General features: G+C 72.6%; 16 protein-coding genes. 5 read left to right on the forward strand and 11 right to left on the reverse strand.

Features of this window, described 5'->3' with window-relative positions; genetic code table 11:
• Position 1: 1 nt before the first annotated feature.
• From ACWGO8_RS01095 to ACWGO8_RS01115, 5 genes are all read right to left on the reverse strand, one after another.
• On the reverse strand, positions 2 to 5,878 hold the full coding sequence (locus ACWGO8_RS01095; protein WP_452041313.1) for an Ig-like domain-containing protein: 5,877 nt from the start codon (positions 5,876 to 5,878) through the stop codon (positions 2 to 4).
• On the reverse strand, positions 5,878 to 7,293 hold the full coding sequence (locus ACWGO8_RS01100; protein ID WP_452041314.1) for a serine/threonine-protein kinase: 1,416 nt from the start codon (positions 7,291 to 7,293) through the stop codon (positions 5,878 to 5,880). Before ACWGO8_RS01100 ends, ACWGO8_RS01095 begins: the two co-directional genes overlap by 1 nt.
• Positions 7,294 to 7,426: 133 nt before the next feature.
• A complete protein-coding gene (locus ACWGO8_RS01105) occupies positions 7,427 to 8,254 on the reverse strand; it encodes a PP2C family protein-serine/threonine phosphatase (RefSeq protein ID WP_452041315.1) in 828 nt (275 codons plus the stop codon).
• A gap of 25 nt (positions 8,255 to 8,279) precedes the next feature.
• On the reverse strand, positions 8,280 to 9,452 hold the full coding sequence (locus ACWGO8_RS01110) for an FHA domain-containing protein (protein WP_452041316.1): 1,173 nt from the start codon (positions 9,450 to 9,452) through the stop codon (positions 8,280 to 8,282).
• A 45-nt stretch (positions 9,453 to 9,497) separates the two neighbouring features.
• Positions 9,498 to 10,949, reverse strand: coding sequence for a gamma-aminobutyraldehyde dehydrogenase (locus tag ACWGO8_RS01115; RefSeq protein ID WP_452041317.1), 1,452 nt, complete (start codon positions 10,947 to 10,949; stop codon positions 9,498 to 9,500).
• A gap of 192 nt (positions 10,950 to 11,141) precedes the next feature.
• Between ACWGO8_RS01115 and ACWGO8_RS01120 the strand changes: the two genes are divergently transcribed.
• From ACWGO8_RS01120 to ACWGO8_RS01130, 3 genes are read left to right on the forward strand one after another with little or no spacing between them, the layout of a single operon-like run.
• Entirely contained in the window at positions 11,142 to 11,624 is a 483-nt protein-coding gene (locus tag ACWGO8_RS01120) for an Lrp/AsnC family transcriptional regulator (protein WP_376957211.1), read from the forward strand.
• Between the two features lie 27 nt (positions 11,625 to 11,651).
• Positions 11,652 to 13,124 carry an aspartate aminotransferase family protein gene (locus tag ACWGO8_RS01125; protein ID WP_376957213.1) on the forward strand — a complete coding sequence of 491 codons (1,473 nt, stop codon included), beginning with the start codon at positions 11,652 to 11,654 and terminating at the stop codon, positions 13,122 to 13,124.
• On the forward strand, positions 13,124 to 14,569 hold the full coding sequence (locus tag ACWGO8_RS01130) for an NAD(P)/FAD-dependent oxidoreductase (protein ID WP_452041318.1): 1,446 nt from the start codon (positions 13,124 to 13,126) through the stop codon (positions 14,567 to 14,569). The genes ACWGO8_RS01125 and ACWGO8_RS01130 overlap by 1 nt, the downstream gene beginning before the upstream one ends.
• Before the next feature lie 8 nt (positions 14,570 to 14,577).
• Here the strand turns inward: ACWGO8_RS01130 and ACWGO8_RS01135 are convergent, their stop codons facing one another.
• Both ACWGO8_RS01135 and ACWGO8_RS01140 read right to left on the reverse strand, forming a co-directional pair.
• Positions 14,578 to 15,765 (reverse strand): DUF4192 family protein, encoded by a 1,188-nt coding sequence (locus tag ACWGO8_RS01135; protein WP_452041319.1) that lies wholly within the window; start codon positions 15,763 to 15,765, stop codon positions 14,578 to 14,580.
• Positions 15,766 to 15,864: 99 nt separating this feature from the next.
• On the reverse strand, positions 15,865 to 16,833 hold the full coding sequence (locus ACWGO8_RS01140; RefSeq protein ID WP_452041320.1) for an aldo/keto reductase: 969 nt from the start codon (positions 16,831 to 16,833) through the stop codon (positions 15,865 to 15,867).
• Positions 16,834 to 17,000: 167 nt separating this feature from the next.
• Here ACWGO8_RS01140 and ACWGO8_RS01145 point away from each other — a divergent pair, with 167 nt between their 5' ends.
• Both ACWGO8_RS01145 and ACWGO8_RS01150 read left to right on the forward strand, forming a co-directional pair.
• Positions 17,001 to 17,492, forward strand: a complete 492-nt coding sequence (locus tag ACWGO8_RS01145; protein WP_452041321.1) for a methylated-DNA--[protein]-cysteine S-methyltransferase — start codon at positions 17,001 to 17,003, stop codon at positions 17,490 to 17,492.
• On the forward strand, positions 17,489 to 18,115 hold the full coding sequence (locus tag ACWGO8_RS01150; protein ID WP_452041322.1) for a DNA-3-methyladenine glycosylase I: 627 nt from the start codon (positions 17,489 to 17,491) through the stop codon (positions 18,113 to 18,115). Before ACWGO8_RS01145 ends, ACWGO8_RS01150 begins: the two co-directional genes overlap by 4 nt.
• Positions 18,116 to 18,218: 103 nt before the next feature.
• On the opposite strand, the gene ACWGO8_RS01155 is transcribed toward ACWGO8_RS01150, so the two are convergent.
• From ACWGO8_RS01155 to atpD, 4 genes are read right to left on the reverse strand one after another with little or no spacing between them, the layout of a single operon-like run.
• Complete coding sequence (locus ACWGO8_RS01155; RefSeq protein ID WP_452041323.1) at positions 18,219 to 18,977, reverse strand: YaaA family protein; 759 nt, start codon at positions 18,975 to 18,977, stop codon at positions 18,219 to 18,221.
• Positions 18,977 to 19,549 (reverse strand): AAA family ATPase, encoded by a 573-nt coding sequence (locus tag ACWGO8_RS01160; protein ID WP_452041324.1) that lies wholly within the window; start codon positions 19,547 to 19,549, stop codon positions 18,977 to 18,979. The genes ACWGO8_RS01155 and ACWGO8_RS01160 overlap by 1 nt, the downstream gene beginning before the upstream one ends.
• Positions 19,550 to 19,559: 10 nt before the next feature.
• Entirely contained in the window at positions 19,560 to 19,820 is a 261-nt protein-coding gene (locus tag ACWGO8_RS01165) for a F0F1 ATP synthase subunit epsilon (RefSeq protein WP_376957226.1), read from the reverse strand.
• Between the two features lie 2 nt (positions 19,821 to 19,822).
• Positions 19,823 to 21,283: a F0F1 ATP synthase subunit beta gene (gene atpD, locus ACWGO8_RS01170; protein WP_452041325.1), complete on the reverse strand. Its 1,461-nt coding sequence runs from the start codon at positions 21,281 to 21,283 to the stop codon at positions 19,823 to 19,825.
• Positions 21,284 to 21,299 lie beyond the last annotated feature (16 nt).

Raw genomic sequence — 21,299 nt, forward strand, 5'->3', positions numbered from 1 at the left:
CTCATCGGTTCCAGTAGCGGGCCACCACGCCCGCGACCTCAACATCCAACCAGACCCGGTCCGTGGGCTTGGCCTCCGGGATCTGGCACGTCGTGGCCGTCTGCGCGGTGCGCGGCTGTCCGTTCGCGCCCTCGATGCCGCAGCGGAACACGGCCGGCAGCCCGGAGTTGTCGGGCGCGGCGGTCCACGACCACGTCCCCGTCGTCTCGTTCCACAGCCGGCTCGGCAGGGCGAAGGTCAGCGTCGGCTGGGCGTCGGCGGGGAAGATCGCCGACCACGGACCGCAGCTGCCCCACACCGTGCACGAGCGCACCTGGAACCGCGCGGCCTCGCCGAACGGGCGGTTGAGCAGCGTCCGCAGCCAGCCCGTGCCCTTGAACTCCGTGGGGCTGCCGATCTGCGCGCCGTTGGCGTCGACCGCGACGATCTGCAGGCGCGGGCCGCCCGCGTCGACGCGGTCGATGTAGCGGTCCCAGGTCTCGACGTTCATCCAGTCCATGTGGCTGTCGACGGTGCCGATGGCACCCGGCGCTGGTCGCACCACGATGCCGGCGACCTCGGTGTTGACGCAGGCCGAGCGGTTGTAGCCCCAGACGACGAAGGAGTACCGCGTCGACTCGGTGGCCGTGCCCGTGAACTGCACGCTCGAGGCATCCGGCCCGACCTGCACGACCTCGGCGACGGTGCCGCCGCTCGACGGCGCGACGACGCCGCCGGGGGCCGGGCTCGTCACCGAGCACGCCTGCGGCCCGCTCGGCACGGCGGTCTGCCCGTCGGCGAGGCGCTGCACGAAGTACCCGCCGATCGCGTCGCCGTTGCCGTTGAACGGCGCCCACGAGACCGTGACGGTGCCGGCCAGCGCGTCGCCCGTCACGGTGATCCCGCCCGCGATGGGCGGGCCGAACGGGGTGCCGGTGCCGCCCGCCTCGGTCCAGGCGGCGAGGGCGGGATACGCCTGGTTGCGCGCGCTGACCGTGAACGGGACCTGCGTGCCGTTGGGGATGCCCTGCGACACCGTCGAGCAGACGGTCGCGGTGCAGGTCGCGGCGTCGACCTCGCTCGACACGCCGGCGACGGTGACGACGTAGGAGCGCACGGCGCTGCCCGCCCCCGTGGACACGGGCTGCCACTCGATCGCGAGGCGGCCGTCGAGCGGCAGCGCGCGCAGGCCCTGCGGGGGCGGCGGGATGACGTCCGACCAGATCGGGCCCGGCGCGTCGACCGGGTCGGACAGGCCGATCGCGTTCCGCGCCTGCACGCGCACGACCACGGCGTTGCCCTGCCCGTTGCCGAGCGTGGGCACGGTGCACGTGGTGGCGGCGCACGTCGACGTGCCGACGATCCCTCCGCTCGCGGGATCGACGAGCGCGATCTCGTACCCCGTGATCGGCGAGTTGTTGAAGCCGCCGGCGCCGAACACGACGTCGAGCGTCCGGTCGCCGAAGCCCGTCACCTGCGGGGCGCTCACCGGGTCGGGGCGGTCCTGCACCGAGATGGTGATCGTGCCCCACGCGTACCGGCTCGGATCACCCGTGGCATCCGCGACCTGGTACTGCAGCGTGGTGTTCACGGGAGCCGCGCCCTGCGACACGTCGACCGTGAGTGTGGCATTGTCGGCGCTCGGCTCGATCGACACGCCGGCCGGCAGGCTGTCGTCGATGCCGCGCACGCCGACGACCCGCAGCGGAGTGCCCGGGAATGGGTTGGTGGCCGAGTCGTTCGCGAGCACGTCGATCGTGGTCGTGCGTCCGCGGGCGGCCACGGCGAGGTCGGGCGCGGGCTGGGCGAGCGGGCGGGTCGAGGGCACCACGCGGAGCTCGATGCGGCCGGGCGTGCCCTGGCCCCTGGCATCCGTGACCGCCACCGTGACGGACTGGCGCGTGCCGGTCGGGGTGGCATCGAGCGCCGAGATCTCGAGCTCCTGGCCCGTGGCGGTGACGCGGAAGCCCTCGGGCTCGGGTGCGAGCACGCTGAAGACCAGGTCGTCGACCGCGTCGGGGTAGGGGTAGTTGGTGAGGCGCACGAGGTCGACGGTCTTCGACTGGCCGGGCTCGAAGTCGATCACGCCGCCGGTGAAGGCGGGCGGCTGGTCCTCGGTCGGCTCGACGGTGATGGGGATCACGATCGTGCCGGTGCGCGCGGTGGGATCGCCGTCGGATTCGCCGTCGGTCACGGTGAACGACAGCGAGGCGAGGCCGAAGTAGCCCGGCTCGCTGCGGAAGCGCAGGGTGTCCTGGTCGACGACGAGCTCGCTGCCGTCGCTGTGCGAGGCGCGCACGGTCGCGGTGTCGGTGATGCGCACGGGCCGACCGGATGCCGCGATGACGTAGTCCGCGAGGTCGAGCACGACCTCCTCGCCGCTCTCGACCACCACGTCGGGGGCGTCGCGGCGCAGCTGCGGCAGCGCGTCGTCGCGGCCGGGAACCCAGATGAACGCGAACGCCGTCACCTCGGGGTCCTCGGGATGCGTGACCGAGAACGGGATGATCCGCCGCTCGTCCTGCACCGCCACGCGGATGCTGCCGTCGCGGCGCACCTGGGCGCCCTGGTCGTAGCCGGCGACGAGGCCGACCTGGAGGTCGGCGGGGTTGCCGTCGGCGAGGAACACGTTGCGCAGCACCTCGACGTCGACGAACTCCTCATCGAGGATGTCGCTGAGGCTGAGCACGGTGTCGGATGCCTCGGGGCGCGCGAACGGCGCGTCATCGTCGGCCGTCACCGTGAGGAACGCCTGCGCCGAGCCGAGCCCCTCGTTCTCGACCTCGTAGACGAAGCCGAAGACGCCCTCGTGCTCGGGGACGTCGACGCGCACCACGCCGGCCTTCTTGTCGACCGAGGCCTGGGCGTCGTTACCGTTGGCCTCCACGCCGACCAGCGAGAGCCCGCCGCCGTCGGGGTCGGAGTCGTTGGCCAGGACGCGCACCGCGATGGTGCGGCCGGGGCGCACCGTGACCTCGTCGGCGACCGCGACGGGTGGCCGCGAGCCGTCGAGGCGCGCGGCGATGCCCACTCGGATCGTGCCGTCGGCGCGGGCGCCGAGCGCGTCGATGATCGAGTACTGGAAGGTGTCGGTCCCGGCCGAGTACTCGCCGGCCTGGTACTCGAGCCAGTCGCCGCCGCGGTCGGTGACGGCGCCCCGGTCGGGGTTGGACTCCTGCGCGAGCAGCTGCACGGAGTCGCCGTCGGGGTCGACGCCGCCCAGCGGGATCGGGATGCGCACGGTCTCGCCGGCGAGGACGCGCGCCGTGATGGTCGGCGGCACCGGCGCGGTGTTCGTCTCGACGACGGCCTCGCGCACCGAGATGTGCACGTCGGCCGTGGCGTTCTGCCCGTCGGGCCCGACGACGCGGTACTGCGCGTCGTACTCGCCCTGCTGGTCGGGCGCGAAGTAGCGCAGGCGGTCGCCGGCCGCGAACAGGAGCCCCGCGTCGGGCTCGAGCACGAGGTCGGGCGAGAGCGTGAGCGGGAGGCCGTCGGGCTGCTCGTCGTTGTCGAGCACCGCGATGTCGACGACGTCGCCCGTGCGTGCCGAGATCGTGTCGGGCACCGCCACCGGCGGCTGGTCGACGGGCGGCGGCGGCACCTCCACCACGGTCACCTCGCCATCGGCCTCGGCGAGGCCGTTGCTCACGCGGTAGCCGAACACCGTCGACCCCGTCGCGAGCGGGCGCGAGAGCGTGACGCGCAGGATGCGGTGGTCGACGATCTCCACCTGCACGCCCTCGCCCTCCGCGGTGTCGGTGAGGCCCGTGACGACGAGCACGCCGCCGGTGGGGTCGATGTCGGTCGCGAGCACGTCGACGTCGAAGGGCTGGTTCGCGCGCAGGAACGCGGTGTGCGGCACCGTGATGGGCGTCGTGTCGCGGTCGGGCGGCGCCGACACGTCGACGCGCACGGTGCCCGTGGCCGTCACGGTGCCGTCGGTCACGGAGTACTCGATGACGTGGGTGCGCACGGCCGAGCTCGTGAACCGGAAGCTGCCGCCGTCGAAGTCGGGCGTGAGCTCGACGTCGGGCTTGGCCGGCACCGCGCTCAGGCGGACCGTCCCGGACCCCCCGCGCACGTGCCGGAGCGGGTCGATCCGGATCTCCTCGCCCGCCGTCGCGAGCGCGACGAAGGGCTCGGCCACGAGCGGCACGTCGCCGGGCGCGCGCACCGCGACGGTGAGGGCGCCGCCGCCGTCGTCCCGGCCGTCGGACACCGTGAGCGACACGCCCCGCTCGCCGCCGACGCCGCCGCGCTCGTCGAACACCACGACGCCCTCGGCGGTCGACGACACCTTGTCGCCCTCGCCCGTGGTGGCGGAGCGGAGGAAGAAGGGATCGCCGTCGGGATCGACCCACTCGCCGAGCACCGCCGTGGTCACGCGGCCGCCGACCGCGACGGCGGCGTGGTTCGCGCGCTGCTGCACGGGCGGCGAGTTCTCCTCGCTCTCGCGCACCGTGACGTTCACCCGCGCGTGCGCGGTGCCGCCCCGGCCGTCGCCGACCGTGTAGCCGAACGAGACGACGCCCGATGCCGCGTCGTCGAGCGTGAGCTGCAGCTGCTGGTTGCTCGACACCCGGTCGACCGTCGCGCCGGGCGGCAGCTCGCCGTCGACGGAGTCGACGACGAGCACGTCGCCGTTCGCGTCGTAGTCGTTGAGCAGCACGGGCAGGATGGTCGACCGCCCCGGGCGCGCGCCGAGCTCGTCGTCGGTCGCGACGGGCGCCACCTGGCCCTTCTCGAGGATCGGCGGCGTGTCGGGGTCGTTCTCCTCGATCGTCTCGTCGTCGCGCTCGGTCTCGAGCAGGTCGGCCCAGTTGTCGATGAGGCCGTAGTCGGCGGAGGCGGCCCAGGTGCGGCCGCTCCGGCGGTCGTTGAGCACCAGCGCGTCGCCGTTCTCGCCGAAGTCGAGCGCGGTCGCGCCGGCGCCGTCCGCGAGCTCGAACGGGCGACCCTGCTGGCCGGGGCAGGCGACGGCCGCCTTGCCGCCGGCCCACGCGGCGTGGAGGCATCCGTCGAACTGCACCGGCGCCGCGGGGTCGCCGGCGACGTCCTCGATGACGGGGATCGGCGTGCCGCCGTCGAGGTCGACGACGACGAGTCCCCGGCGGTGGGCGACGGCGACCGTCTCGCCGCTCGACGCCGGCTCCTGCAGGCGCACCGCGTCGCCCTGGCGGATCAACCCCGAGAGGTCGATGCGGCGGCCGTCGATCGTGAGGGTCCGGTCGAACGCGTCGAGCACCACCCAGTGCTGGTCGATCGAGGTGATCTGCACGCCGTGGTCGTCGTCGACCGGGTCGGCCTGCCATCGGCCGGCGACGGTCTCCTCGCCGGCGGCGTCGACCCGGGCCACCTCGCCCGTCGACGGCGTGAAGGCGAAGAGCACCCCCTCGGGGTCGACCGACGTGACCGTGCCGGCGCCGAACCGCAGCAGCGGGTCGGCCTCGGCGTCGAAGTCGACGAAGTCGGCCGACGGCATCGACCAGAGGTCGCCGTCGGTGGCCACGACCACCCGGTCGCCGGCGAGTGCGAGCGACGTCTCGCCGGGCGGCACGGGCACGGTCTCGACGACCTCCGACGTGGTGGCGTCGACGACGCCGACGCTCGCGCTGTCGCGGTCGACGACGAGCACCGTCGAGCCCTGCTGCACGACCTCGGCGTCGGAGCCGCCCGTCTGCACGACGGCGTTCAGCTCGTGGATCTTCGTGTTGGCCCGGCCCACGGACTCGAGGCCGTCGTTCACGACCCAGACCGCCGCGTCCCCGAGGTCGACCCGTTGCGCGGCGTACCCGCCGGACGCGACCGCGACGCCGACGACGATGGCGACCACGCCCGTGATCGCCCCCGCGGTGACGAGGGCGGATCGGTGGCCGCCGAGCTTCGGCAGCCGCATCAGCCGACTCCCGTCACGTCGACGCAGCGCTCGGCGCTCGGGTCGCCCGTCTTGCCCTCGCGCGTCACCGTGACCGTGACGCAGACGCGGTCGCCCTCGTGCACGGGCACCTCGACCCGCGCGACGCGCTGGACCGGCTCGGGATCCCCGTCGACCGCCACGAGGTAGGCGTCGCCGCCCTGGATGCCCGGATCGTCCCACGTGAAGACGGCCGAGCCGTCGACGACCGAGCCCTGCACGTTCGCGACGACCGGGATGGACCGGGTGCCCTGCAGGACCGCCACGACGCCCGCGCCGACGAGCGCGACGATGAGCGCGGCGGCGATGGAGATGCCCCAGACGAGCCGCTTCGTGGTGGGCGGCGCGGTGCGCGAGCGGCCCGTCGAGAGCTCGCTCGAGCGGCCGTCGATCCCCTGCGCGGTGCTCTGCGTGCGCACGGGCGTCCGACGGGGACGACGGCGACCCCCCTGGCGATCGACGGTCGAGGGGTGACCGCTCACTCGCGTCCGCTCGTCGAGGTCGACCGCGGTGGCGAGGGCCCAGTCGTCCATGGCGACCTCGAGCGGCGTCTGCGGCAGGCCGAGCTCCTCCTCGACCGACTGCAGGTCGCGGATGAACTCGAGCGCGCTCGCCTGCCGGTCCTGCGGCCGCTTCGACATCGAGCGCGCCAGCACGCGCTCGAGGCTCGGCGGCACGTCGACCCGGCCGGTCGGGGCGGGCTTCGCCTTCTCGATGCGGCCCATGAGCGTCACGGGCGCGTTGTCGCCGCCCGGCACCTCGAACGGGCTGCGCCCGGCGAGCAGCGAGTACACGGTGGCCCCGAGCGACCACACCTCGCTCGCGACGGTGCCCGACACGTCGTCGTGCAGCACCTCGGGGGCCGACCACGGGATCGAGAGGCCGACGGCCTCGGTCGTCTCGGCCTCGCCGAGGGTCGCCGCGATGCCGAAGTCGGAGAGCACGGGGTGGCCGTAGGCCGTGGTGAGGATGTTCGACGGCTTGATGTCGCGGTGCAGCACGCCCTGCCGGTGGGCCGTCTCGACGGCGCTCGCGATGCGCACGCCGATCGAGAGCACCTCGGCGAGCGGCAGCTGCACCGCGCGGTAGCGCTGGCCCAGCGTCGACGAGCAGTACTCCATGACGAGGTACGGGCGCCCGTCGGCGGCGACGCTCGCCTGGTACACGGTGAGGATCGACGGATGCGACGACAGCTGGGCCATCAGGTTCGCCTCGGCCTGGAACATCCGGCGCAGGTCGTCGTTCACGACCTCGGCGAGCAGCACCTTCACCGCGACGAGCCGGCGGGGCATGTTCTGCTCGTAGAGGAACACGTCGGCGAACCCGCCGGAACCGAGCACGCGGATGAACGCGAACCCGGGCAGGTTCGGTGGAGTGGACGGCAGGCGCCTCGTCACGATCCTCCCAGCGTTCGAGTCCATCGGCGCCCGCACCAACGCCCGGCGGGCCCCGGTGACCCCCATTGTAGGCGGGCGTGCGGATGCCGCGAGGACCCCTGTGGGCACGGGCCGGGGCGGCCCGCGGCATCCGTCAGTCGACGTCGCTGTCGGGGTGCCGGTGCAGCGGCGCGTGGGCCGGTCGGACCACCTTGAGCACGTCGAGCACGACGACCGTGATGTTGTCGCGGCCGCCGTTGCCGACCGCCGCCTCGACGAGCTGGCGGGCCGCCTGCTCGGGCTTCGGGTTGGCCACGAGGAAGTGCCGGATGCCGTACGACGTGAGCTCCTTGGTGAGCCCGTCGGAGCAGATGAGCAGGCGCATGCCCGCCTCGACCGCGATCGCGCGGTAGTCGGGGATCGGCGCCTCGTGGAAGCCGACCGCGCGCGTGATCACGTTGGAGTGCGGGTGGGTGTCGGCCTCCTCGCGCGTGATCTGGCCGGCGTCGACGAGCTCCTGCACGATCGAGTGGTCGACGGTCAGCTGCTCGAGCACGCCGCCGACGAGCCGGTAGACGCGCGAGTCGCCGATGTTGAACACGATCCAGGCGGGCTCGTCGGAGATGCTGCCGAGCGCGGCCCCCGTGACGGTGGTGCCGCTGCCCTCGTCGGTGACGCCGGCGCCGCGGCCCATGTCCTGCACGGCGAGGCGCAGGGCCGCGTCGATCTCGGGGGTGCCCATCATCGCCTTGCCGCCGTGCTCGGCGAGCCGGGTGACCACGGCGGCGCTGGCGAAGTCGCCCGCGGCGTGGCCGCCCATGCCGTCGGCGACGGCGAAGATCGGCGCCTGCGCGACGAAGCTGTCCTCGTTGACCTCGCGACGGAGGCCCGTGTCGGTGACGGCCGCCCACGCGATCGTGATCTCGGTGCCGTCGGGCAGCGTCACGCGATGACGGGCGTTGCCGTTGCCGATCTGCGTCACGGGACGTGCCTGCTGTCTGTTCTGTTCACTCGGGGGGAGCGCTGGGGGCGGGGAGGATCTCGATGATCGTATCGTCTCCGAGGTCGAGCCGGGTGCCCGGTGCGACCACGATCGACTCGCCGGCGCGCATGCGGCGCGTCCCGGTCGCGCTGCGCACGATCGTGCCGTTCGTCGAGCGCAGGTCGGTCGCGACGACGCGGGTTCCTTCGACGCGCAGCTCGAGGTGCGTGCCCGAGACCACGGCGCGCGGCGACGCGACCGTGACGAGCTCGGGCGCGAGGCCGTGCGGATCGGGAACGCGGGGCGCGAAGGGCCGCCGGCCGATGAGCACCGGGCCCGTGACGGGGTGCGGCTGGCCGCCGCCGATGCGGAAGGCGGGCACGTCGGGCGCCGCGGTGGGTCGGGCGGACGGCGCGGCGGCGGGCACGGCAGCGGCCCCGCTCGGCGCGGCGGATGCCGCGGCCGCGCGCTCGGCCATGGGCTCGGTCGGCTCGGCGGGAGCGGCGACCGGGTCCGACGGCTCCCGCAGGGGGTTCGGCGTCCGCGTCGGTGGTCGGCCGGGGCGCCGCACGGTGTCGGCGTCGGCATTCCCGTCGGCGGGCTCGCCGGCGACGGGCACCTCCTCGGCGGCGCTGCGCACGGTGTCGGGGTCGTGCGGTCGCGGCAGGAGCACCGTGTCCGCGTCGGTGACCGCGGCATCCGGCCTTCGGGGCCGCGGCGGGGCAGCCGACCACTCGACCGCGGACGCCCGGACGCCCGCGCGTGCATGGCCCACCGGGTCGCCCGACTCGCCGAGGCGATCGAGGGGCGCGTCGGCGTTCGTGACGCGCAGGGCGATCACGGCGCCGAAATCCGCCAGATGCCATGGGCGGATGCCGCGGGCGTCGAAGCGCCGCGTTCCGCCGGGCGACGTCAGGTCGACCACGGCGTCGCCGCGCACGACGGCCGTCACCTCATCGGTGCCGGGGCCGGGCCACCACACGATGGCGAACGACTCGACGGCGTCGGCGCCGCCGAGCGGGATCATCCCGACGAGCGCCTCGACGGTCACCGTGTCGTCCGCCGCGGCGGCGGCCAACGCGGAGGTCGTGATGTCGGGAGACGGCGCGGCGACGGCGACGATGAAGCGGTCGCCGACCACGACGTCCCACGCGGATGCGCCGGGCACCGCCGAGCTCGTGACGGTTCCCGCGACCATGTCGAACAGTCTGGCACCGCGGCGCGCGGGACCGCGTGCGCGACCTCAGCCGATGTGGCTCATCACGTGCTTGATCCGCGTGTAGTCCTCGAAGCCGTAGTTGGAGAGGTCCTTGCCGTACCCGGAGTGCTTGAACCCGCCGTGCGGCATGTCGGACACGAACGGGATGTGGGTGTTGATCCAGACGCAGCCGAAGTCGAGGTGCTTCGCGAACCGCATCGCCCTCGTGTGGTCGCCGGTCCAGACGGATGCCGCGAGCGCGTAGTCGACGCCGTTCGCCATCGCGAGCGCCTCGGCGTCGTCGCGGAACGACTGCACGGTGAGCACCGGACCGAAGATCTCGCGCTGCACGGCCTCGTCGACCTGGCGGAGCCCGGTCACGATGGTCGCCTCCCAGAAGTAGCCGCGGTCGCCCTGGCGACGACCGCCGAGGGCGATGTCGGCGTGCGCCGGGAGGCGGTCGACGAAGCCCGACACGTGCGCGAGCTGGTTGGCGTTGTTGAGCGGGCCGTAGAGGACGCCGTCCTCGCGCGGGCCGCCCGTGCGGGCGTTCGCCGACGCCTCGGCGACGAGCGCGGCGACGAACTCGTCGTGCACCGACTCGTGGACGATGACGCGGGTGGCGGCCGTGCAGTCCTGACCGGCGTTGAAGTACGCGGCGGTGACGATGCCCGCCGCGGCGGCCTGCAGGTCGGTGTCGGCGAAGACGATGGCGGGCGCCTTGCCGCCGAGCTCGAGGTGCACGCGCTTGAGGTCGGATGCCGCGGCGCGCGCGACCTCCATGCCGGCGCGGACCGAGCCGGTGATCGCGACCATCTGCGGGGTGGGGTGCTCGAGCAGGGCGGCGCCCGTGCCGCGGTCGCCGGTGACGACGTTGAGCACGCCGGCGGGCAGGAACTCGGCCGCGACCTCGGCGAGCTTCAGCGTCGAGAGCGGTGTGGTGTCCGACGGCTTCAGCACGACCGTGTTGCCGGCGGCGATGGCCGGCGCGATCTTCCACACGGCCATGTTCAGCGGGTAGTTCCACGGCGTGACCTGGCCGATGACGCCGATCGGCTCCCGGCGCACGAACGAGGTGTGGCCCGACAGGTACTCTGCGGCCGACCTCCCCTCGAGGTTGCGGGCGGCGCCGGCGAAGAACCGGAGCTGGTCGACGGACTGCAGGATCTCGTCGGCGACGAGCGACGCGCGCGGCTTGCCGGTGTCCTGCGACTCGACGTCGGCGAACTCGTCGGCACGCGACTCCATCGCGTCGGCGATGCGGAAGAGCGCGAGCTGGCGCTCCGCCGGAGTGGTCTCGCCCCAGGTCTCGAACGCGTCGGACGCCGCACGGTAGGCGCGATCGAGATCGGCCGGGGTCGAGATCGGCGCGGAGCCGTAGATCTCCTCGGTCGCCGGGTCGACGAGGTCGAGGGCATCGTCGCCCTGCGCCTCCACGTACTCGCCGCCGACGAAGTTCCGGAGGGTGCCGGTGCTCAGGAGGGTGCCGCTGCTCATGGGGTATCGATCCTCGGAGGTGAAGCCGTCGGCGCGGCGCGCGCGCCCGCAGCGCCGGACCGGCGCCGTGGCGCCCATGATAGGCGGGTTCAGTGGTGAAATGCGAGTGAATGCATAGGAATCAGTTGTGAAAGGGGTGGAAATCGACGGAATCGCTTGCTTGCGGCATCCGCCACTGACACAATCGGTCGCATGACGAACGCCCCGCGCTCCAACTCGTCGCGCCCGGTGCACCTCGACGACGTCTCGAAGGCGATCATCGAGCAGCTCCAGGTCGATGGGCGACGCTCCTACGCCGACATCGGCAAGGCCGTCGGCCTCTCCGAGGCGGCGGTGCGCCAGCGCGTGCAGCGGCTCACCGAGTCGGGCGTGATGCAGATCGTGGCCGTGACCGACCCGATGCAGCTCGGCTTCACGCGACAGGCGATGATCGGCATCCGCGCCGGCGGGGACACGCGCGAGCTCGCCGAGCGACTCGCGGAGATCCCCGAGCTCGACTACGTCGTACTCACGGCGGGGAGCTTCGACCTCATGGCCGAGGTCGTATGCGAGAACGACGAGGAGCTCATCAACCTCCTCAATTCGCGCATCCGCAACCTGCCCGGCGTGCACAGCACCGAGACGTTCGTCTACCTGAAACTGCAGAAGCAGTTCTACAACTGGGGCACCCGCTGACCGCGGGCCGCCCGGAAGGAGATCCCGATGACCACCATCGACGCAGCGACGAGCCTCGGCTCGGCCGGCTACGACGACGCCGACCTGCAGCAGAAGGCGAAGGACCACCTCTGGATGCACTTCGCGCGGCAGTCCACGATGGAGGAGAACGGCGTCCCCATCATCACCCGCGGTGAGGGTCACCACATCTACGACATCCACGGTCGCGAGTACTTCGACGGCCTCTCCGGCCTCTTCGTCGTCAACGCCGGCCACGGGCGCCGTCGCCTGGCCGAGGTCGCCGCGAAGCAGGCGCAGGAGCTCGCGTTCTTCCCGATCTGGTCGTACGCGCACCCCTCCGCGATCGAGCTCGCCGACCGGCTCGCCGACTACGCTCCGGGCGACCTCAACCGCGTGTTCTTCTCCACGGGCGGCGGAGAGGCGGTCGAGACCGCCTTCAAGCTCGCGAAGTACTACTGGAAGCTGAAGGGCCAGCCCACCAAGCACAAGGTCATCTCGCGTGCGGTCGCCTACCACGGCACCCCGCAGGGCGCGCTCGCCATCACGGGCATCCCGGCGATGAAGGCGATGTTCGAGCCCCTGACCCCGGGCGGCTTCCGCGTGCCCAACACGAACTTCTACCGCGCGGCCGACGTCGGCGCCCCCGCCGACGACCTCGAGGCGTTCGGGATCTGGGCGGCCAACCGCATCGAGGAGATGATCCTGTTCGAGGGCCCCGAGACCGTCGCCGCGGTCTTCCTCGAGCCGGTGCAGAACTCGGGCGGCTGCTTCCCGCCGCCTCCCGGCTACTTCCAGCGCGTGCGCGAGATCTGCGACCAGTACGACGTGCTGCTCGTGAGCGACGAGGTGATCTGCGCGTTCGGCCGCATCGGCCACATGTTCGCCTGCGACGCCTACGGCTACGTGCCCGACATGATCACGTGCGCCAAGGGCATGACCTCGGGCTACTCCCCCATCGGCGCGACGATCGTGTCGGAGAAGATCTACGAGCCGTTCTCGAAGGGCACGACGAGCTTCTACCACGGGTACACCTTCGGCGGGCACCCGGTGTCGGCGGCCGTCGCCCTCGCGAACCTCGACATCTTCGAGGAGGAGCGCCTCAACGAGCGCGTACGCGAGAACTCCCCGCTGTTCCGGGCGGAGCTCGAGAAGCTCCTCGACCTGCCGATCGTCGGCGACGTGCGCGGCGACGGGTACTTCTTCGGCATCGAGCTCGTGAAGGACAAGGCCACCCGCGAGACGTTCAACGACGAGGAGTCCGAGTACCTGCTGCGCGGGTTCCTGTCGAAGGCCCTCTTCGACGCCGGGCTGTACTGCCGCGCCGACGACCGTGGCGACCCCGTGATCCAGCTCGCGCCGCCGCTCACGATCGGCGTGCCCGAGTTCCAGGAGATCGAGCAGACGCTGCGCTCGGTGCTGACCGAGGCGTCCGACCGCGCGGCCGACTTCAAGGGTCACCAGCACGGCGGAGAGCACCTCCTCGTGCCCGCGCGCGTCTGATGGCGAGCCTGCACCGGGCCACCGACGGCACGGCTGCCGGCTACCGTCGGGCGAGCTTCTGGCTCGACGACCTCGTGACGACGGGGCGCGACGATCTCGCGCCGCGCCCCGCCCTCACGGCCGACGCCCGATTCGACGTGTGCATCGTCGGCGGCGGCCTCACCGCGCTCTGGACCGCGTACTCGCTCGCGACGGCGGACCCGAGCCTGCGGATCGCCGTGCTCGAGCGCGAGATCTCGGGGTTCGGCGCGTCGGGCCGCAACGGCGGCTGGTGCTCGGCCCTCTTCCCCCGGTCGCCCGGTTCGCTCGAGCGCCGGCACGGCTACGACGCTGCGGTCGCCATGCGACGGGCCATGGTCGATACCGTCGACGAGGTGGGCCGCGTCGCCGCCCTGGAGGGCATCGACTGCGACTACGAGCGCGGCGGCACCGTGGTGTTCGCCCGCAACGACGTGCAGCGCGAGTTCGCACGCGCCGACGTGGCCGAGGCCCGGCAGTACGGCGTCGACCGCACCGAGTACTGGGACGAGCGCACGGTCGGCGCGCGATTCGGCGCGACCGGTCGCGATGGCCGTCCGCCTGCCGCCGTGTTCGACCCCGCGTGCGCCAGCGTGCACCCGGCCAAGCTCGTCCGCGGGCTGGCACGGGTGGTCGAGGGCATGGGCGTCGCCCTCTTCGAGCGCACCGAGGTGCAGGACTGGGCGGCCGGCACGGTGCGGTTCCGCGCGGTGGACACGGGATTCGAGGGCACGGTCTCGGCGCGCCATGTGATCATCGCCCTGGAGGGCTACGGCTCGCAGCTGCCGCGGGTGCGACGCCGGCTCATGCCGCTGTACTCGCTCATGATCGCCACCGAGCCGCTCGGCGACGACGTGTGGGACGAGATCGGCATCGACCACGGGCAGACCTTCAGCGACTACCGGCACCTGCTGATCTACGGACAGCGCACCGCCGACAACCGGTTCGCGTTCGGCGGACGCGGCGCCCGCTACCACTGGGGCAGCAGCGTCGACCCGTCGCACGAGCGCGTCGACGAGGTGTTCGACCACCTGCACGACGCGCTGCGCGACCTCTTCCCCGCCGTCGGCGACGCGCGGGTCACGCACCGCTGGGGCGGCCCGCTCGGCATCGCGCGCGACTGGCACGCCACCGCGAGCTACAACCCGAGGACGGGCGTCGGCTTCGCCGGGGGCTACGTGGGCGACGGGCTCTCGACGACCAACCTCGCCGGGCGCACGCTCGCCGACCTCGTGCTCGGACGCGAGACGGAGCTGACGACGCTGCCCTGGACGAACCACCGTTCGCCCCTCTGGGAGCCCGAGCCGCTGCGGTTCGCCGGCGCCAACCTCGGCATCCTCGGCATGCAGTTCGCCGACCTCGAGGAGCGCGTCACGAAGCGCCCGTCGCTCGCCGCCCGCCTGATCGCGCCGCTCGTCGGCCACTGATCCCGCGGTCACGGTCGTCGGGGGCTCGACGAGCGCGGATCCGCGAACGCCCACTCGGGCAGGGTCCCGCTGCCGATGAACGCCGACAGCAGCGACGCCATCGAGTGGCCGGGCGAGGCCTCGACCGCGAGGTCGATGAGCGCGCCGGCGGCGGACCCGCGACCCAGCGACCAGGCCAGCCAGGCGGCGATGCACAGCGGTGCGACGCGGAGCTCGTCGGGCGCGTGCGCCGCCGCGAGGCGGGTGGCCTCGAGCGCGCGCTCGACGCGGGGAGCGTCGGGCCGCAGGGTCGATCGGCCGAGCAGCAGGCGGCCGAGCAGCTCGGACACTTCGCCCTCGGCGCCGTCGGCCAGCTCCCGGCGGACCAGCTCGTCGACCGTCTCGCCGTGACGCTCGGCGCGCTCAGCGGTCTCGAGGGCGTCGTCGTGCGCGGCGGCACCCACCACGGGGCCGAACGCGAACTGGAGCATCATCGCGTCGCGGATCGGCGGCCGCTCGGCGAGGTGGAGGAACCAGGCGAGCCGCAGGCCGGTCACGCTGCTCGATTCCGGGCCGTCGGGCACCTCCTCGACGAGTGCCTCGACGAGGGCGACCGGATCGGCGTCGTCACCGAGCCGGTCCAGCTGCGTCGCGACGTCGTCGATCTCCGCGAACGCCGCGAGCTCGCCGGCGATCGCCTCCGCCAGTGCCTCGTCGCGCTCGGGCATTCGTGCGCTCGCGGTCGCCGACGCGTGCCCGGGCTCCCCCTCGGGAAGGGCCGTTGCCGCGGCGCTCTCGTCGATCATCGCCAGCGCATGCCCTCGTGCCGGCGTGGCCGGATCGAGCAGCGAGCCCCAGCCGTCGGCCGCGCGGCAGAGCGCATCGCGCACCTGGAAGCCCGCCTGCTCGAAGCGCCGCACCAGGAGCGCGAGCAGCACGCGCTCGGGGAGCCCGCGGGACGACTCGAACGTGCGGTCGGTGTAGGCGATCGGCACCACGGCGTCGACGCCCGGCATCCGGCACAGCGTGCCCACGATCGCCGACACGAGGGACGGTCGGTCGCGGGCGCGGCGGGGCAGGTCGTGGCGCAGCACGCCGGCCGACCTCGAGCCCCGGAACGCGACGCAGACGATCGAGCGCTCGGGCACGAAGCCGGCGAGGGCGGGGACGAGCGCGAGCAGGTCGTGCGCCGCAGCGGCACGGATGATGGTGGTCATGCCGGGAGCCTGCCGCCCGAGGCATCCGTCGACCTCGTGCCGTCGCGACCTGCGCAACCGACTCGCGCCGCGACACCCTGTGGAGGGCGAGTGCGTGCGTCAGCGCGCGGCGAACAGCTCCGAGACCTCGGCGACCTCGGCCTCGCTGGGCCGCCAGGCGGCCCCGGCCGCCGCGTTCTGCCGGACCTGCTCGGGCCGCGTCGTGCCCGCGATCACGCTGGCGAGCCCCGGCTGGGCGAGCAGCCACCCGAACGTCGCCTCCAGCATGGTGAGGCCGCGGTCCTCGGCGAACGCCCGGTAGCGGTCGAGCACGTCCCATGGCGCGTCGTCGACGAGGTGCCGGCGCTGGCGCATGATGCGCGTGTCGGCCGGGTGCTCGTCGCGACGGAACTTGCCGGTCAGCAGGCCGTTGTGCAGCGGGAAGAACGGGAGGAAGCCCAGCCCGAAGTGGCGCGCGGCCGGCAGCACTTCGGCCTCGGCACCGCGTGCGAGCAGGTTGTACTCGTTCTGCGCCGAGACGAACCGGGTCGCGCCGAGCTCGCGGGCCACCAGGTCGGCCTCGGCGAGCTGCCATCCGCTCAGGTTCGAGTGCCCGATGTAGCGCACCTTGCCCTCGCGCACGAGGTCGTCGAGCGCCGAGATCGTCTCGTCGATCGGCGTCGCGGGGTCGGGCGTGTGCAGCTGGTAGAGGTCGATCCAGTCCGTCTGCAGGCGACGCAGCGAGCCCTCGACCGCCAGCCGGACGTACCGCCGCGAGCCGCGCGCGCCCCACGCGGGCAGCGGCGACGGGAGCGAGGCGTGGCCGAACTTCGTGGCGATGACGACCTCGTCGCGCCGGCCCCGCAGGGCCTCGCCGAGGAGCGCCTCGCTGAGCCCGTACTCCCTGCCGTAGATGTCGGCCGTGTCGACGAAGTTGACGCCGGCGTCGAGCGCCGCCTCGATCACCGCGTTCGTGCCCTCCTGGGTCTCGGTCGCGGTGCCCGTGCGTCCGAAGTTGTTGCCGCCGAGGCCGACCGCGGACACGCGGAGCCCCGACCGGCCGAGGGAACGGTACTCGAGATCGGTCATCCGACCAGCCTATGCGGGCCCGCGCGCAGGTCGTGACCGGGTCGATCGGATGCCGCACCGCCGCGCCGCGGCCCGGACTCGTCCTCCCCAACCCGGCTCGCCGGGCGGCTGCTCGCGATGTCCGATTCCCGCGAGTCGATGTCGGATGCCGCGGCTACGCTCGAAGCATGACCAACGTGTTCCTCATCCGCCTCGACAGCCCCATCGGGCGCCTCGAGCTCACCGGCGACGACGAGGCCGTGACCGGCCTCACCATCGAACGCGACGGCGCACTCCCCCACGACGGGGAGCCCGAGCGGTCCAACGCCGTGCTCGACGACGCGCGCACCCAGCTCACCGAGTACTTCGCCGGCTCGCGCACCGAGTTCGACCTGCCCGTCCGCCTCTCCGGCACCCCGTTCCAGGAGGCCGTCTGGGCCGAGCTCGAACGCCTCGGCTGGGGCGAGGCCACCTCCTACGGCGCACTCGCCGCCGCGGTGGGCAAGCCCGGCTCCGCCCGCGCCATCGGCGGCGCCGTCGGCGCCAACCCGATCCCCATCATCGTGGGCTGCCACCGCGTGCTCGCCTCCGACGGTCGCATCACCGGCTACTCCGGCGGCGAGGGCATCCCCACCAAGCTCTGGCTCCTCGGGCACGAGCAGATCGGCTTCGCCGCGTGAGCGTCGTCCCGCGGGCCGACGTCGTGGTGGGCGACGATGGCCTCGCCCGCTGCGCATGGGGCGCGTCCGATCCCGAGTACCGGCGCTACCACGACGAGGAGTGGGGCACGCCCCAGCACGATCCCGTGCGGCTCTTCGAGAAGGTCTGCCTCGAGGGGTTCCAGTCGGGGCTCTCGTGGATCACGATCCTCCGCCGGCGACCGGCGTTCCGCGAGGTCTTCCACGACTTCGACGCGCAGCAGGTCGCGGAGATGACCGAAGTCGACGTCGAGCGCCTCCTCGGCGATGCCCGCATCATCCGGCATCGCGGCAAGATCGAGGCCACGATCCAGAACGCCCGCGCCACGCTCGCGCTCGACCAGCCGCTCGACGAGCTGCTCTGGAGCTTCGCACCGCCGCCCCGCGACGACTCGCCCACCTCGTTCGCCGAGGTGCCGGCCACGACGCCCGAGTCGACGGCGATGAGCAAGCAGCTGCGCAAGCTCGGCTTCCGATTCGTCGGACCGACGACCATGTACGCGCTCATGCAGGCGGCGGGCATGGTCGACGACCACGTGGCCGGCTGCTTCCGCTCGAACGCCGCGCGCCACGTCGAGGAGGCAGCCGCCGCCGTTCGGGCCTGATCTGGCTGCGCCGGCGTTGGCTGGCCACCTCGACCACGCCGCGTCTACGGCGGCAGGCGAGAGCTACCCGGGGCACGGCACGGGGTCGCGCCGCCCGTACGGCTCAGGCGACGAGCTCGAGCTCGCGCACGGCGTCGGGCGAGTCGGCCTCACGCAGGTCGAGTCGGAACCCCGCGCCGCGGGCCCAGTCGACGAGCTCGTCGAGCGACGCGACCTCGGGGCGCGACTCGAGGAACGCACGCGTGAAGCGGCCCTTCGCGTGCTTGTTGAAGTGATTGAGGGCACGACGGCGACCGTCGGCCTCGACCGACACGACGCGCACGAACACGCTCCCCTCGCGCGCCGGCGCGGGCCCGAGCTCGGCGTAGCCCTCCGACCGGAGGTCGAGGATCACGCCAGGGCTCGCGGCGAGCAACGCCGGCAGCGACTCGCGCCAGAACCTGCGGAGCCGCACGTCGGGCACCCGCGAGTCGTGCGAGAGCCGGTAGGCCGGGATCGGGTCGAGCGCCCGCACGAGACCGAACAGCGCCGAGTGCACGACCACCGTGCGGTTCGCGAAGGCGCGGGCGTCGGCGTCCAGCGTGGCCGCGTCGAGGGCGTCGTACAGCACGCCCGTGTAGCGGTCGATCGCGGGCATCGTCGGTGCCTCGATGAGACCGCGATTGCGATCGACCTCGGAGGCCTGGCGCGGTCCGAGCTTCAGCGCGCGCATCGCGGCGTCGTGATCCCCGGCGAGCTCGACGACGCGCCCGACGAGCTCCGCGCGTGCGGCGGTGAGCTCGGGGAACGACAGCACCGACAGGTCGAGGACGCCGTCCCCGCCGTCGCGCTTCGTCTCCGACGGCGGCAGCAGGAGGAGCACTAGGCGGCGATGAACGCCAGCGCGGCGTCGACGTTCGACCCCAGCGACTCGACGCTGTCGATCGTGATGCGCGGCAGCGCCGACGAGGGGCCCGTCCACGGTGCGTACCCGTCGAGGCTCTGCTCGACGGCACGCCAGGTGGTCTCCTCGAGGTGCGGCAGCCCGCGCTCGCGCTTCTCGAGCCGCGCGCGGTGCAGCGCCTCATCGGAGCAGACCACCTCGATCACGCGCAGACGCACGTCGGTGCGTGCGGCGAGATCGCGCCACTGCAGGCGGGCGGACTCGGCGGCGTTCACGGCATCGACGATGACCGTGCGCCCCGAGAGGAGCTCCTTCTCGGCGATCTCCTCGGCAACCAGGTAGGCGGCGAGTCCGGTCGGCTGATCGGAGTCGATCCCGGCACGCAGGATCGCCGACTCGATCGGGTCGACGGACACGACCGTGGCGCCGAGGCGGGCGCCGACGATCTCCCCGATCGTCGACTTGCCCGCACCCGGCAACCCGGCCATGACGATGAGCTGGGTGACGCTCAGGTCACCGAACTGGCGGTCGATCGGCTGCTCCCCCTGCATCCGGACCTCCTCAGGCCAGCTCGGCTCGGGACGCGACCACCTGCACGGAGTCCGACTGGACCGACAGGAAGCCGTCCTCGGCGGTGGCCGTGACCTTCTCGCCGCTCGGCAGCGTCACGCGCACCTCGCCCCCGGCCAGGATGGCCAGCATGGGCTCGTGGCCCGGCAGGATGCCGATCTCGCCTTCCACCGTGCGGGCGACCACCATGGACGCCTCGCCCGACCAGACCTCCTGGTCGGCCGAGACGACGCTCACGTTGAGGGCGGCCATGCTCAGCCGTTCTCCTTCTGGATGCGGGCCCAGTTCTCCTCGACGTCCGTGATCGGGCCGACGTTGAAGAACGCCTGCTCGGCCACGTGGTCGAAGTCGCCGCGGGCGATCGCGTCGAACGACTCGATCGTGTCCTTGAGCGGAACGGTCGAGCCCTCGACACCCGTGAACTTCTTCGCCATGTAGGTGTTCTGCGAGAGGAACTGCTGGATGCGGCGCGCGCGGGCCACGGTGATCTTGTCTTCCTCGGAGAGCTCGTCGACACCGAGGATGGCGATGATCTCCTGCAGCTCCTTGTTCTTCTGGAGGATCTGCTTGACCGTGGTGGCGACGCGGTAGTGGTCCTCACCCAGGTAACGGGGGTCCATGATGCGCGACGTCGAGGTGAGCGGGTCGATCGCCGGGTAGAGGCCCTTCGACGCGATCTCACGCGAGAGCTCGGTCGTGGCGTCGAGGTGCGCGAACGTGGTGGCCGGGGCCGGGTCGGTGTAGTCGTCGGCCGGCACGTAGATCGCCTGCAGCGAGGTGATCGAGTGACCGCGCGTCGAGGTGATGCGCTCCTGCAGGACGCCCATCTCGTCGGCGAGGTTCGGCTGGTAGCCCACTGCGGAGGGCATGCGGCCGAGCAGCGTCGACACCTCGGAACCCGCCTGCGTGAAGCGGAAGATGTTGTCGATGAAGAGGAGCACGTCCTGCTTCTGCACGTCGCGGAAGTACTCCGCCATCGTGAGCGCCGAGAGGGCGACGCGCAGACGCGTCCCCGGGGGCTCGTCCATCTGGCCGAAGACGAGGGCGGTCTTGTCGAAGACGCCCGCCTCCTCCATCTCGTGGATGAGGTCGTTGCCCTCACGCGTGCGCTCGCCGACGCCGGCGAACACGGAGACGCCACCGTGGTCCTGCGCGACGCGCTGGATCATCTCCTGGATGAGGACGGTCTTGCCGACGCCCGCACCGCCGAACAGGCCGATCTTGCCACCCTGCACGTACGGCGTGAGGAGGTCGATCGACTTGATGCCGGTCTCGAAGAGCTGGGTCTTCGACTCGAGCTGGTCGAAGGCCGGGGGCTTGCGGTGGATCGGCCAGCGCTCGGTGATCTCGATCTGCTCGCCGGGCTCGCCGTTGAGGATCTCGCCGATGACGTTGAAGACCTTGCCCTTGGTCACGTCACCGACGGGGACCGAGATCGCCTCGCCCGTGTCCGTGACCTCCTGGCCGCGCACGAGCCCGTCGGTGGGCTTCAGCGCGATGGCGCGCACGAGGTCGTCGCCGAGGTGCTGGGCGACCTCGAGCGTGAGGACGGTGGTCGTGTCGTCGATCGTGATCTCGGTCTTGAGAGCGTTGTAGATCTCGGGGATCGAGTCGTGCGGGAACTCGATGTCGACGACGGGGCCCGTGACGCGGGCGATGCGGCCGACGGCGCCGGCGGTCGGCTCGGCGACCGGCGCGGTTGCGGTGTCAGTCATTGTGGCTCTCTCTTTT

The sequence above is a fragment of the Agromyces sp. NPDC055661 genome (assembly GCF_053618135.1).

Coding starts and splice junctions, on each gene's coding strand:
- ACWGO8_RS01095 (WP_452041313.1), bottom strand. CDS start 5,878: ATGCGGCTGCCGAAGCTCGGCGGCCACCGATCCGCCCTCGTCACCGCG.
- ACWGO8_RS01110 (WP_452041316.1), bottom strand. CDS start 9,452: ATGGTCGCGGGAACCGTCACGAGCTCGGCGGTGCCCGGCGCATCCGCG.
- ACWGO8_RS01115 (WP_452041317.1), bottom strand. CDS start 10,949: ATGAGCAGCGGCACCCTCCTGAGCACCGGCACCCTCCGGAACTTCGTC.
- ACWGO8_RS01120 (WP_376957211.1), top strand. CDS start 11,142: ATGACGAACGCCCCGCGCTCCAACTCGTCGCGCCCGGTGCACCTCGAC.
- ACWGO8_RS01125 (WP_376957213.1), top strand. CDS start 11,652: ATGACCACCATCGACGCAGCGACGAGCCTCGGCTCGGCCGGCTACGAC.
- ACWGO8_RS01130 (WP_452041318.1), top strand. CDS start 13,124: ATGGCGAGCCTGCACCGGGCCACCGACGGCACGGCTGCCGGCTACCGT.
- ACWGO8_RS01135 (WP_452041319.1), bottom strand. CDS start 15,765: ATGACCACCATCATCCGTGCCGCTGCGGCGCACGACCTGCTCGCGCTC.
- ACWGO8_RS01140 (WP_452041320.1), bottom strand. CDS start 16,833: ATGACCGATCTCGAGTACCGTTCCCTCGGCCGGTCGGGGCTCCGCGTG.
- ACWGO8_RS01145 (WP_452041321.1), top strand. CDS start 17,001: ATGACCAACGTGTTCCTCATCCGCCTCGACAGCCCCATCGGGCGCCTC.
- ACWGO8_RS01160 (WP_452041324.1), bottom strand. CDS start 19,549: ATGCAGGGGGAGCAGCCGATCGACCGCCAGTTCGGTGACCTGAGCGTC.
- ACWGO8_RS01165 (WP_376957226.1), bottom strand. CDS start 19,820: ATGGCCGCCCTCAACGTGAGCGTCGTCTCGGCCGACCAGGAGGTCTGG.
- atpD (WP_452041325.1), bottom strand. CDS start 21,283: ATGACTGACACCGCAACCGCGCCGGTCGCCGAGCCGACCGCCGGCGCC.